General features: G+C 38.3%; 8 protein-coding genes. 6 read left to right on the top strand and 2 right to left on the bottom strand.

Annotated elements, in window-relative coordinates; translation table 11 throughout:
• The 6 genes from BTN98_RS20505 to BTN98_RS15075 form a co-directional block, all read left to right on the top strand.
• Nucleotides 1-488, top strand: a 488-nt coding sequence (locus BTN98_RS20505) for a DEAD/DEAH box helicase (protein WP_338090214.1), incomplete at its 5' end; no start/stop codon positions are given.
• Between the two features lie 424 nt (nucleotides 489-912).
• Nucleotides 913-1,899, top strand: coding sequence for a PD-(D/E)XK nuclease family protein (locus tag BTN98_RS15100; protein ID WP_065190120.1), 987 nt, complete (start codon nucleotides 913-915; stop codon nucleotides 1,897-1,899).
• Nucleotides 1,900-2,706: 807 nt separating this feature from the next.
• Complete coding sequence (locus BTN98_RS15090) at nucleotides 2,707-3,744, top strand: hypothetical protein (RefSeq protein WP_065190117.1); 1,038 nt, start codon at nucleotides 2,707-2,709, stop codon at nucleotides 3,742-3,744.
• A gap of 305 nt (nucleotides 3,745-4,049) precedes the next feature.
• Nucleotides 4,050-7,820 (top strand): hypothetical protein, encoded by a 3,771-nt coding sequence (locus BTN98_RS15085; protein ID WP_060998807.1) that lies wholly within the window; start codon nucleotides 4,050-4,052, stop codon nucleotides 7,818-7,820.
• Nucleotides 7,821-8,442: 622 nt separating this feature from the next.
• Nucleotides 8,443-9,042, top strand: a complete 600-nt coding sequence (locus BTN98_RS15080) for a hypothetical protein (RefSeq protein ID WP_060998808.1) — start codon at nucleotides 8,443-8,445, stop codon at nucleotides 9,040-9,042.
• Nucleotides 9,043-9,102: 60 nt separating this feature from the next.
• A complete protein-coding gene (locus BTN98_RS15075) occupies nucleotides 9,103-10,104 on the top strand; it encodes a DUF4917 family protein (protein WP_060998809.1) in 1,002 nt (333 codons plus the stop codon).
• A gap of 287 nt (nucleotides 10,105-10,391) precedes the next feature.
• Here the strand turns inward: BTN98_RS15075 and gmtX are convergent, their stop codons facing one another.
• Complete coding sequence (gene gmtX, locus BTN98_RS15070; protein ID WP_060998810.1) at nucleotides 10,392-11,036, bottom strand: gamma-mobile-trio protein GmtX; 645 nt, start codon at nucleotides 11,034-11,036, stop codon at nucleotides 10,392-10,394.
• The gene (gene gmtZ, locus BTN98_RS15065; protein ID WP_205853515.1) at nucleotides 11,029-13,593 is read right to left on the bottom strand and encodes a gamma-mobile-trio integrase GmtZ; all 2,565 of its coding nucleotides are present in this window, start codon (nucleotides 13,591-13,593) and stop codon (nucleotides 11,029-11,031) included. The genes gmtX and gmtZ overlap by 8 nt, the downstream gene beginning before the upstream one ends.
• Nucleotides 13,594-13,615 lie beyond the last annotated feature (22 nt).

Here is a 13,615-nt window from a genome sequence, read left to right as displayed (position 1 = left end):
TGGAAGAAATTCAGCGTTTTAGAAATGATAAAACACAATGGATAGTCAGTGTGGGAATGATTAGTGAAGGTACTGATATACCAAGACTTCAAGTTTGTTGTCACTTAAGTTCGGTTAAAACCGAGTTATATTTTAGACAGGTATTGGGGCGTATTTTGCGTGTAACTAATAGCGTTAATCAAGATGCATGGTTTTATACATTTGCTGAAAGTAATTTGGTCGAGTTTGCTGAACGTATAGAGCAAGATATACCAGACTCTTGTTTGTATATCGATGTTGAGCAGCCTGTCGAAGACATCATTAGTAACACGGAAGTAAAAGCAACTGAAAGTAGTACGACTGCAGATAGTGTCTATTCTCCAATTTTAATTGATTGGGAAGACGAAGTGTCAAATAATACTAACAGTAGTAGCGAAATGATTTATCTAGAATCTGAACGTATCAAATTAGGGCAATATAGAGAGCGAGTGATTGCTGCTTTTTCTTAATTAAAATATCACAGTCAATCTTAATACAAAGTGTTTACTAGGCTGTTTAATTTTGCGGGCAACTAAATGAACGAAAAAGTCGCTTGGTAGTTAAGGTACGATAGAATCGCTTAGTGATTACAATTCATCCGCTGGCACTTCATAAAACAGAAGTGCCCCAAAACGTGTTAGATCAAATACTCATTCATATCTTATTAACGTGATTTTTAGATTAGTTTTATTTGCATATTCCTATGATAATCAGACTGATTAAATACATTTATTACTTATCACATCCTCTCATTGAGCGTTAGGCGTGAAAAAGTGTTATCAACTTCATGATATATATAGATTATATCTAGTATGATATCGGTATTTTATAAGTATATTTTTGCGTAAAAGTAAGAATGCTTATTAATATACTATTATGCAACTCGAGGGAATTATGAGTACTCCAAATATATTTTCATTTGCAACAAGTGAATTATCACAAGATGCATTCATATGCTGGTTCTTATCTTGGGCTAAATGTGAATATTCTACGGAAGATCTAAGTCTTCATAATTGTGCAAGAGGGTTTATATCGAAAGTTTTTGAGAAACACTCAAAAGTAATGCCTCACGAAATAACGGATATAAAAATCACAAAGCAAGATAAGCATATAGATGTGTTATGTGTGATTAATAATGAATACCCGATCATTATTGAAGATAAGACAGGTACAAAACATCATTCAGGGCAACTGAAACGTTACTTAAATGAAATTGAGAATAGAGATTATGAGGTTAATAATATATTACCAATCTACTATAAAACTGAAGAGCAAAGCTGTTACTCCAAGGTACTAAAAAATGGTTATGCGCTGTTTCTCCGAAATGAAATGATATCTGTTTTATCCATGTATGACGGGGAAAACCAAATTCTAATAGATTACCGAAACTACCTTTCACAAATTTCAAGCAAAGTAGATAGCTATATTCATCTACCAATTTCTGATTGGGGTTGGCATAGTTGGGTTGGCTTTTACTCTCGTTTAAAAAATGAGTTAAAAGCAGGTGATTGGGATTATGTTGCAAATCCTAGTGGAGGTTTTCTCGGGTTTTGGTGGCACTGGCACGGTGACAGTAAGTGTGAACAATATTTGCAGTTAGAAGAAGAAAAGCTTTGTTTCAAAATTTGGGTTGGTGAAGGCGAAGATAAACGAGAACTTCGTTCTCGTTGGCATAGTTTATTAAAAAATAACTCAACTAGCTTTTCAGAGCTGACGATTAAAAAGCCCGCAAGGTTTGGTAGTGGTACATATATGACTGTTTGCGTAAATAGTGATGATTATAGAATCACGGATGAGGACAATAAAATTGACTTCCAAAAAACTGTTAACTTATTAAAGTCAGCAGAGTCTTTGCTATCATCGGTGCAGTCCATTGCATAACAAGGTTTTCAAGTCGGACTGGTAACAGCTTGCTCGGTTCCACTTCGTTTCACATTTTAGCAAGCTATTATTCGCCGTTTAAAACGGCGTTATGCCAGTCGTAGTTAAATAGAAGAGGTACATGTGAGAGATATAGCAGATTATAGGGCATGGAATGAAGTTGAAATTAAAGATCTAGAGCAGTTAAAACATGTAATTGGATAGTTAGATAAAGATGAAATGTTTTTTCGAGGTCATTCATGTTCCTCATGGCTTGTGATTAGTACTTTTAATCGCTGGTATAATTAACATGCTGATTTATTTCACGTTTATGACTTTGATCTGATGGAGCGAGGTGAATTTGATGATGTAGAAAAGTTAGACAAATACTTAAGTACATTCGAAAAACTGTTAGATTACTTCATTGTTGAATGTGTACATCAGGGTGTGGCATATGACCCTCAAGGGTAAAATTATCGACAATACTGAGTATAATTTGGTCGGTATTTATGAAAACTCCCGTGACACAATTTGTGATCTAGTTGTTCAAGATGTGCTGGTGACACTAAAAGCTACAATCAACTTAGTTGATAATTGCTATAACCACTATCGTGATACACACCTTAGGTTATCACGTGGTTCTGTAATGGGAGTGTCGCAGCACTTCACACTACATTGCGAAAAGATAGTTAACAAACAAATTAAGAGTGACTCCCAACGCTTGGTATTCTCAGTTTGAATTGGGGGTTTTAGTTACAGCATAATGCTTTTGGTCAGGTGGTTTGCGTTGTTCACCTCAGCGCGGCATTTCATATGGAAGAATGAATAATGGACAATATCCCTGTTTATCAAGGTAAGCTGACGGCTTATCTAGATCAAAACATACTAGATATGTTCGTAAAACACGGTTTGGGTGAGTTTGGTGAAATGCTTGCTCGTGAGTACCAAGTCGTTTATTCAGACGAAACTCTAAAAGAGATAAAACGTTCAGTTGGTTATGAGAACAAATTTCTGGATGTTCTAAATCAACTTGGAGCATTTCATTTGAAAGTTTACTTGGATGAGCATTTTCAACCAACAGGAAAAGCGACAATAACTAAAAGAGATAGTTATCAAGCGTTTCATGAATACAATTCAAATGAGCCTGTATATGAGCGTATTTATGATTCAATGATGATGAATGTTCAAAAGGTTTACGGTGGTGCTAGTGACAGTACCTTTGATGATATCAAAGATACACAGATAGCTGCGTATGCCGATCTGCATAAATTTATACTCAAAAATATTGAAGACTTGAAACCCGAGTTCCCGGAATTAGCTATACAGTTGGAAGCTCAAGCTGAAGACATGAAAAACAAGTTAGCGGTTGCTGTATCCGAAAACGCGAAGCTCGCTTCACAGAATATTAGTGATCCTATTGGTTGGTCGGGTATAAAAGATTTTCGCGAATTTTTAAACACTGGACCAATGCAATTGAATAACATTGAACCACCAAATGTAATCCAACAGATCTGGTGTATTTGCCAAAAGAAATTTCCTAATGAAATGGATATAACCTTAGAACAGTTTTTCTGTCTTGAGAGCAATCCGATTTACCCATCATCTGAATTTTTCAAGTACCAGAAAGTTAACTCGATATACAATATGTTAAACATGTTAGGTTATCATCCAGACTCTAAGGTTCATAAAGAGCGACGATTCATTGCTGCTATAAGTGATCAAAGTCATGCCAGTCTAGCAACGTTTGCTGACATGCTACTTTCTAGAGATAAGTCTTTTCTTAAAAAAGTTGAAGCCTCTTATGAATTTCTGGGGGTAGGCACTCATACATTTCATGTCGAAGAGAATACATATACAAGCGATTAAGGTTTCAAAATACTTTTTCTTATCCAAGTCAATCAAGTTAGAGTGTGTACTCTAGCTCGTTTCTGCCCCTTTTCTTGCTAGCGAAAGCTAACGGCCTCCATCTCATCCCGAGAATTTTCGATAGATTTTCTAATGCCAATCGTGAGGTGCGTAGAAATATCCTAGTTTGTCGTAATTTCTCATTTTCGATTTAGGTGCACCTCATGATATCCTTTTAAAAACATGTAGCTACGATAGAACGTTCACTTGAAACTTATGTGAGCTAAACAATTTAAATAATCATGATTTCACTAAGAGGAGTAACTATGTCTGGTTGGCATGTCACGGAGAACGATATAAAGAACTGGACTGCGACAGATAAGCGCAGGTCAGAAGAGTTACTTCCTCAGCTTATATATAAACTTATACGGGCTTCTTCCAATCCAAGAAAAATTGATTTTCCATTTGGGGACTCTGTATCCACCGGTGGTTGGGATGGCGAGCTTGAAGTTGATCAGGGTAATTTATTTGTGCCATCGGGAGTGTCGGCTTGGGAGTTTGGAACCGACAAAAGCGTCAACTCAAAAGCAAATGATGATTATGAAAAGCGAACCAAGGCCCCTGACCCATTTGATAAAAAGAACACTACCTACGTTTTTGTAACATCGAGGCATTGGAAAGATAGATCTAAGTGGGAAGCTGAAAAGAACCTTGAAGAAGAATGGGGTGGTGTAAAAGCAATCAATGCAAAAGTTCTGTGTGACTGGCTGGAGCAGTGCCCGGCGGTACATCGTTGGTTTGCAGAGTTAATAGGTAAACGGTGCCCTAATTTATGGGATATTGAGCAGGGCTGGTCAAAGTTTTCCAATATCACAGAGATTTCACTCACGGGTGATTTTTTCCTCCACAACAGGGATGAGCAGGCTGATCGCTTAAAAGATTCTTTAATGGGCAGCCCTGCCAGTTATACAGTATGCGCCAAGTCTATCAATGAATCTCAAGGGTTTATTCTTTCGGTCATTTTAAATGATGATTCACTAAGCTCTAAATTTCTCACAGTGCTCGACCAGTCGGCTTGGGACGATATTGCATCTTCTAAATCCCCTCTCATATTAATGCCAATCAATTTTCAGCCAAACGGGATCGGTGATGCAGTTAGTAATGGGCATACTGTGATATTGCCTACAGATGAATCAAGCCAGAAAACCCCTCTTATCCGTTTAGATAAGCGGCCTAGGTTGATTCAGCAGGAGGCGATACAAAAACTCGGCTTTAATGATAGTCAGGCCTCTAAGTTATATTCTGATACTAAAGGCTATTTGGAGCCACTTCTGAGACATGAAATTTTAAGGCCTAGAGAATATATTGCACCAAAGTGGCCAACAGAGATTGACGCAGATGTATTATTTGCAGCCTTTTTTGCCACGGAGTGGAATTCGAATAATGACAGTGACAAAGATATTTTGTCCGCTTTATCGGGAATGGATTACGACCAGCTTGAAAAGCAACTAGATAAGCTATCCACTTATTCTGATGCGCCTATCAGAAGAGTTGGTGCAGCTTGGCAAGTGATATCTAAGATTGACGTTTGGTTGAACATTAGAAGCTTAATGTCAGTGTCCCATATCGATAGGCTTGGTGACATTTGTGGCAAGGTGTTAGGAGATACTGATCCATCGTTTAACCTAGATCCAGATGAAAGATGGATGGCGTCTGTTAAAGGAAATATACCCAAATATTCTGGGCTATTGAAAAGAGATATAGCTGATACTTTAGCCTTACTGTCAACTTATAGTGATGATTATGTATCTCAGCTTGGTGGGATGTCGGTTAAGATTAAGATTGATACTTGGTTGAATCATCTTTTCAAAGATAATAACACGACGGAGTTCTGGTATTCACTTGGTAGATCTACATCACCTTTAGCGGAAGCTGCGCCAGAAGTTTTTCTAGATGCGGTAGATAGATCCTCTCTAGGTGAAAACTCACCTTTGCTTGGCCTATTTAATTCGGAAGCCGAAGATAGTTTTACTGGAGGGTGTTACCACTCTGATCTTTTGTGGGCTTTAGAAACCATATCCTGGAATAAAAACTACCTCACTAGAGTATGCCAGGCTTTAGCAAGGCTTTCGGAAATAGATCCTGGCGGAAGATACGGTAATAGGCCATTTTCTTCGTTAGTCGACATATTTATTGGATGGGTTACATATAGCTCCGCTACGCATGATGAGCGGGCTAACCTTATTAAACAAGTCCTCTTAAAACAGTATCCCGAAGTTGCCTGGAGGTTGATGCGTGAATTATTGGTCGGTAATACCAGAACGACAAGTGGGATAGCTAGTCCAGATTATCAACATTGGGCTGAGGGGGTTGATAAAACTACTAAGCAAAGCGACTACTTTTCATATGTCGGAAAAATTGTTGATATGATGATCGCTGAAGCCGACAAAGACCCAGATAACAGATACATCGATTTAGCGAGTAACTTCGATTCCTATACCGTTGCTCAGCGCGAAATAATCATTGATAAATTGCTATCAGTTGATATCGATAAGTTGTCTGAAGATTCTCGTAAAAAATTACTTAATCGTTTAAGGGACTTAATCTCTAGGCATAGAGAGTTCTCAGATTCCGATTGGGTATGGCCAGATGAAGTGATAACCAAATTAGAAGAGGTTTATCTGCACCTTGATTTTGATAGCCCCGTACTCAATGCGAAGTATCTTTTTGATGATCATTGGCCTGATCTGATTGACCCTGTCAAAAGAAGAAAAGTGCCCTATGATGAAAGGCAGGAATACTTAGAATCTTTGCGAGTTGAAAAACTAGAAGAATTATATGATAAGTCTGGGTTTGAGGGCTTTAAAGACCTATTGGAAAACTGTCAGTTTCCTCGACTGGTGGGTTTTTCATTATATAAGTCTAAACTAAAAGATTTATTCGTTGATGATTTGGTTGCCTGGTTAGGACAAGATGACTGTTATAAAGAGTGCTCAAATGGATATTTTTCAGCAATGGCACATTCCGACTTTACTAGTACCAAGAAAATAATTAGCGAACATCATTTGGTTGATGAAAACATTAAAAGCCAAATGCTAGTGAATCTCCCTGCTACCCAAGAAACATTCGATATACTTGATGCGTGTGAAGAGTCCGTACAAGAGAGTTATTGGCACAAGATCGCATATTACTTTGTTCAAGATAAAGATTCCTCCTTGGTAGAGTATATTTCTAGGAACCTATTGAAGAATGGCAGACCTCTAGCTGCCATTGATGCATTTGCCCAATATCTCCACCGTGGAAAAAGTGCTGGAGATCTAGATGCCAAACTTGCTCATCAAATACTTATAAAGGTCGCTACTAACCCTGAAGATATAGATAGGGTTTCAATACAGGCTGTAAGCCACGATATTACTCAGGCAATAAAGTTTATTCAGGATTCTGGCCAGTGCAGTGACGAAGAGGTATTGCAGGTTGAATGGCTGTATGCAAAAGCTTTTCGTCATCATGATTTCTCACCAACTTTTATTCATAAGTCAATTGCAAAAGATCCATCGAACTTTGTGCAATTAATAAAGTGGGTCTTTGTAAGAAAAGACGGTGTTGAAGAAGAGGAAACCATGCCTAAGGAACAGGCGAAACAAGTTGCTAGTGCAGCGTGGGATATACTTGATACTTTGCACCTTTTGCCAGAAGATGACTTTATTGGTGAGTGGGTTTCATTGGCTAGGGAGCAGTTAGTTGAATGTGGCAGGTTAGATATTGGCGACCTATACATAGGAAAATACCTCTCCAAATGTCAGCCAGATGAAGAGGATGGTATATGGCCTAAAAAATCTGTTAGAGGTGTTATCGAATCTCTAAAGAGTGAGTCTTTTGAAGACGGTATAGTCAATGGAAAACTAAATTCAAGGGGGGTTACCGCAAGGCATCCATATGCTGGTGGAGAACAAGAGAGGTCTTTGGCTGGAGAGTATCAAGCGGGCTCAGAGTCAGTGCAATTGATATATCCACGAACAGCTAAAATATTAAGGGTGCTTGCAGATCATTATCGTTCAGATGCCAATCGGCATGATCAAACAGTAGATTTAAATTAGCTAAAAACTTCGGTAGGCACTTAAGTACTATTTTCTACGCATCCTCTAGGTGACGAGCGACAAGAATCTAAGTGTCGTATAACAAGGCTATAAACGGGAAGCTTTGTCAACGTGGCAGATTTTAAAGTGTTTTTAATACAAAGGGTTGAAGCGGTTTTGGGCGGTTAAGCACCCGTTATTGCGACGTTAGACAATAGCATTCTTTTGGCTGCGCTAGCAGCCAATGCTCTCGAACAATCTTTTCCCCAATCTGAAGTTATCCGAAGTGACTGCTTTAGAGCATAAGGTCTAACTGATTCCTGTCCAACATCGAGCTAGCTTCCATAGCTAGCTCAAATTTGCCCCATTATCATTTAGGACAAATACTCATTCATATCGTATTAATGTGATTTTGGATTAGTTTTATTTGCATCTTCTTATGCTAATTAGGCTTATTTAATATATTTCTTACCGTATACATTTCCAATAAACACTTTGAAACAAAATAATGCAATCAAGCTCATGATATGTATGAATTAAAATGATTATGATTATGGGGGTTTAGGGGTATTATTTTGCGTAATAGTAAGAATGCTTATTAATAAGCTGTTATGTTTACTTAATCAATAGTAGTTATATAAATATGAATATTAAGCCTCCGAAAGGCATGAAAACAGTACTTATGGATAATGAGCTAATTGGATATATAGAAGATCATGAAGATCAAGCTATCGTTCAAAAGCGGGCGGAGAATCTCCTTCAATCAAAAGGGCTATTAAAGGATATACCGAAAGCTCAGACAATGTTTGCTCAAGCTCAATCTTTCGGGCAGGCAGCGATGCTTATTTATAAAATGGATTTAGCTAATTTTCCACGAAATCCATATGGAATAGCTCCATTTATAGTAAATGCAGCCTTTAGTGTAGAAATGTACTTAAAATGTCTGCAACAAGCCCATGGTGAAATAAAGGGTACTCACGTATTAACTTCACTTTATAAAGCGTTACCAAACAAAGTTAAAGATAAGATAAAAATAGTGTGCTCACTCAATGAAGATAAGCATAAGGTTGAAAAGGGATTGCCTTTTAAAGACCACTTAAAAATTATTAATAACGCATTTGTTGAATGGCGCTATTGGTATGAAGGGAAATCAGAACAATTTGATATCGCTCAGGTTATTTTTATTTTAGACATACTGCACGATGTAGCAGTCAGAGAATTGGGAATAAAACATAACAAGTAAATCCAGGTGACGTCTACGGTGCACCTGATTTAGGCGTTAAGCGGCTAGGAGATAATAAAAATGGCATATGTAATTGAGGAGTGGTCTGATATATCGGACAGGTTTGATGGTTCACTATTACTTGGAAATGGAGCTTCAATTGGTATTGATGGTAGTTTTTCTTACTCTTCATTAAAACAGCATGCGATTGATAATGGGTTATTGACCCACCATGTTGAACAGCTTTTTAGCTATTTTGAAACTGATGATTTTGAATTGATCTTGCGTCTTGTATGGCAAGCCAATCGAGTCAATCTTGCTCTAGAAATTGCAGATAATGCAACTAGAAGCGCTTATGAACATGTTCGAGAGTGCTTGATTCAGGCTGTACGTAGTATCCACCCTGAATACCATGCAGTTGAAGAGCAATTTTCTGACATCGCAACTTTCCTTAGATCTTTCAAAACAGTACTTTCTCTAAACTACGACCTGTCTTTGTATTGGGTAATAATGTATGCCAACCGTGAGTTTAATGGACATAGTTTTAAGGACTGTTTCCTACATGGTGAGTTTGATGAGGATTGGCAAAGATTCCGAGAGTCAATTAGCCTTTGGGATAGACGCAATACTTTGATTTTTTATCCTCACGGTAGCTTGGTTTTAGCTCGTAATGTTGTGGAAGAGGAAGTTAAACTAGGAGCTGGTTCCGGTGATTTATTGCGTTCAATCCTGCGACAATGGGAATCTGGAAACTATATTCCATTGTTCGTTAGCGAGGGCACTTCAAGTCAAAAAGTTAAAGCAATTCACAACAGCCATTACCTTAATACTGTTTACCGTGAAGTATTACCAAAAGTTGGAAACAATATAACTATATATGGTTGGGGCTTTGGTGAGCATGATGTCCACATTCTTAGTCGTATTGCTGAGTCAAATGTTACTAGAATAGCTGTGTCCGTTTTCGGTGAAGATCAAGGTTATTGCACAAGAGTGCATCAGATGATTAGAGATTACGTTGGAAATGACATTGAAGTAGTGTTCTTTGACTGCGCAAGCCAGGGGGCGTGGAATAACGCCGCTTAGCAGATAAGGATATGTGTCGCGCAGCCGACACATATCCAAAGTGCTAGACAAACCTAAGCCATCTAATATAAGCAAATATTGATAGTACGTTGGATGGCGATGCTGAAGTATCCCCATTATTTTTACTAATAACTACCAGCAGGAATGGGGCTAATACTCTAGATGATTTCTGTCCACAAATGAGTTAGCTATACAACTAACTCATTTGTGACAACTAACTCATTTGCGCTAACTGTAGAGGTTTTGGGCAGAAATAAATTTTAATTGATTGGATAAAAATATGATTGTTAATTATTCAGTTCCAATAACTTTCTTAGTGCATTTGCGTATCCGCGTTTATAGATCTCTTCACCAGCCGTCGATTTAACTTGTCCTGTGGGCATCACAACCCAGCTTTCTCTATACATTAATTCATCGGATATCGCATCTTTCAAAGCTTCAGTTTCTAACGGAGTTAGTTGGGGTGCTTGTTCTCTGGGAACATGCTTGTTGCGGTGGTCAATTATGATATCTGAGTTAGCTTTCATTACATTTAGTTGATCTCGGTATCTATTTCGTTCAGCAATTAACGAGCCTACAACAGCGCGTATTACAGGATCATCAATAGAATCCAATATATGGATGTCGTTATTGTTTAATAACTGCTTTTGACGAACTGATAGTGGCTTCTTTCTTGTTGTTCCTGCGTAAGTCGCCCATGCATCAATTAATTGCTGGAAGTGTTTGCCTGTTCTATTTCGAATCGTCTGTGTTGAAGGACCACCTTGTGCTTTAGATAATCGGCCAACGGTTGAGATAGAAAAGTCCAATGGTTTAGATTGACTCTGTGATTCAAGCACCTTATGTAATATTTGCAATGCCTCAGTTGTACGCATCGTGGCATTCTTACATAATTCATCTAGAATAATGTGAGGGCTAACTGGATCAGTCATTATTGTGCTTTCCTATAGCCTTCTGGTTGGAGAGATCTGCTAAGCGTAAAATATTTATTCCTGTCTTGTTCTCAATTGCTTTAATGCCTACATCGAGTAAGCCGGCATCTGTTAGATAGGTTTCAGTATCTATATATGAAGCGAGTTGGGTCATGGCTGTGGATTTGTCTTGTCCATTTATAGACTTTAGCATTGCATTAATCATGGCATTTCCAGCAGTGAGTTGGGTCTCATCGTCTAACTGCATGAGGAATGGCATGTACCCTGATTTCATTAGTATGGTATTTAATTTATTAGAACGGTGATGGATAGCTGGTGTTTTCATTAGATCATCACGAAGGTCGGCATATATCTCTGCATCATCACAGAGTTGGATTAATTGACGTAATTTAGATTCGGTATCGATAAAGCTAAAGTATGGGACGATGTCTTCTTGAGTACCGAGAGCAACTACTTTTGTTGCGGTATCTTCAGATTGTCTATTTTGTTCCAACTTGAGCAAGCTGCGGATTACCTGAAAGCAAGCAACGAGATCTTTACAGTATTCATCTGCATCTGTTTTTTGTTTATCTATTCGACGATCAAGTTGATGTAGTTGCTCATATTTCTGAAATGGCTCATCATTAACTTCACAGAAATATTCCTCATCAAGCAAGCTCGATTGCTTTGCTTCTAGTGTCGCCGCTATTTTGGCTGACTCTGAAGCATGATAACTGAGGTTATTGAAATGGGCGGTTAGTGATTGAATATAACGAATATCAGTAATAAACCATCGGCATCGAATACAATTTCCAAATCCATGCGGTACAGGGCCATATAGATCTGCTTGATTACGGTTGGCTTTCTTGAGTTTTTCACCACCGTTCCAACAACCTACGATAGCTGTATTTTCAGCGTTTGGGTTCGTATTTCCTCCTGCTAAACAGATCCCTATTGATTTTTCCTCCCATCCTGCGGGGTTACGTATTCGCAATATGTTATTAAGGGCTTCAACGTCTTTATAAGTAGCTTGTAATCCGATTTCTTCTATTGATTTTGAAGCTAAGAAGCTTTGCAGACTTTCACTATTGTTCTGTACTATTTTAGTTTCTGCTTCTTGCATTTTTTTTGCCATCGCAACGGGAGATACTCGGGTGTAATGCAGGGTCATAATTAAGCGGCTATGGCCCACTAAAAGTTTAGAAAGTACGGGGGTGGGGATTTCTCCGTCTATGGTATAACAGGTTATCAGCGAGACTCGTAGTGAGTGCAATGGAAAGAGTGTTTTTCGTGGATTTGTGGGATCAACAAACCTAACTTTACTCTCATCCGTTAGTCGATGACCTTGACGGTATATATCTGTTTCAAGCTTTGCCATCAATAACAGCCATAGTGAGTTTAAAAAGGCTGATGTAATGGGCATAGATTGTTCACTAAATGTGGATGCAGCAGCATTACGAAATAAGAAACAGATATCACCAATCTCATCACGTTGAACCTTAGTCTTCGTGCTACCAAAGTGTTTATAATCGAGATTTTTAATTGAAGTTGGTTTGGTTATTGGATTGTATTTTTCTTGCCAATTTCTTAATTTTTCTAGCCAATACAACATAGTCTCATGTTGCCATGGAATGATATAACCGCGTGTAATTTCGTTCTTGTTTTTATCTGCTGTTTTATTGGTATTGATATACATCCCTGTCATGATATCACCAATATCAGGTGTGATAATGCGGTGAAAGACCCCTTTATTCCAAGGACGTTTTTCATTACCTTCTGCAAAGTCATGCTTGTCATTAACTAGCCACTGACCTTGTGCATAACGCCAAGTATCTGCTTCACCTGAATCAAGCATTCGTACTTGATAGGTTCTTAATGGGAGTTGAAGTTTAGTATAAAGCGCCATAGCTCGTACGGGAGACCAGACAACAAAGAAGTGCTCGCCCTTATGAAATGAACGTAGCGCACCGTTGATTCGTATTTTTCTTTTTTCTTCTATTTCAATCTTACGCCACACACAATCTGGATCACTTTTATCTATGTTATTTTCTTCAATTAACTGCCAGTCACGAAAATGGCGACCATTACGCATGAAGGTATCACTTTGATCAATGGCCCACTTCCAGTCTGAAAAATCTCCTTGTTCCATGGGGCAGAGGATGCGTCTTAACTGTTTTATATAACTGTAAGGTAACGCATTGTAGACAGTTTCTTGATTATTGACGGGGTTTGACGCTCTGACGAATGGATTTTTAAACATGGGAACCAGATCTCCATGATCATCTGGTTGTGTGTAGTAGGTTGTTATGATCCAGTCAATAAATTCACAAATGTCATTATTACAACGCACTTGATAGGACTCGCCATATTCGTAATGACTCAAGAAATCTAAGTAGTTTTGGTTACCTGCTTCAAATAGTTCGATAGGGTCTATATAGAAACGAGAAACAAGGTAATCACTCAAAAAGCGTGAAAGGGCTGCACGTTTTCGATCCACGCCATAGTCAAATTGGTGTAGCCAAGTGGACGCTAATTCGCGCCATGTATCCCATCCGGTACCATTTTTTTGGTGAACCAAAGAAATTCATAATCAGTGGATT

The sequence above is a fragment of the Photobacterium aquimaris genome, from assembly GCF_002954455.1.
GTDB classification, from domain to species: Bacteria; Pseudomonadota; Gammaproteobacteria; order Enterobacterales; family Vibrionaceae; genus Photobacterium; species Photobacterium aquimaris.
The sequence above is the reverse complement of the archived record's forward strand: the minus strand, read 5'-3'. Positions and strand labels throughout refer to the sequence as shown.

Coding starts and splice junctions, on each gene's coding strand:
- gmtX (WP_060998810.1), bottom strand. CDS start 11,036: ATGACTGATCCAGTTAGCCCTCACATTATTCTAGATGAATTATGTAAG.
- BTN98_RS15085 (WP_060998807.1), top strand. CDS start 4,050: ATGTCTGGTTGGCATGTCACGGAGAACGATATAAAGAACTGGACTGCG.
- BTN98_RS15090 (WP_065190117.1), top strand. CDS start 2,707: ATGGACAATATCCCTGTTTATCAAGGTAAGCTGACGGCTTATCTAGAT.
- BTN98_RS15080 (WP_060998808.1), top strand. CDS start 8,443: ATGAATATTAAGCCTCCGAAAGGCATGAAAACAGTACTTATGGATAAT.
- BTN98_RS15075 (WP_060998809.1), top strand. CDS start 9,103: ATGGCATATGTAATTGAGGAGTGGTCTGATATATCGGACAGGTTTGAT.
- BTN98_RS15100 (WP_065190120.1), top strand. CDS start 913: ATGAGTACTCCAAATATATTTTCATTTGCAACAAGTGAATTATCACAA.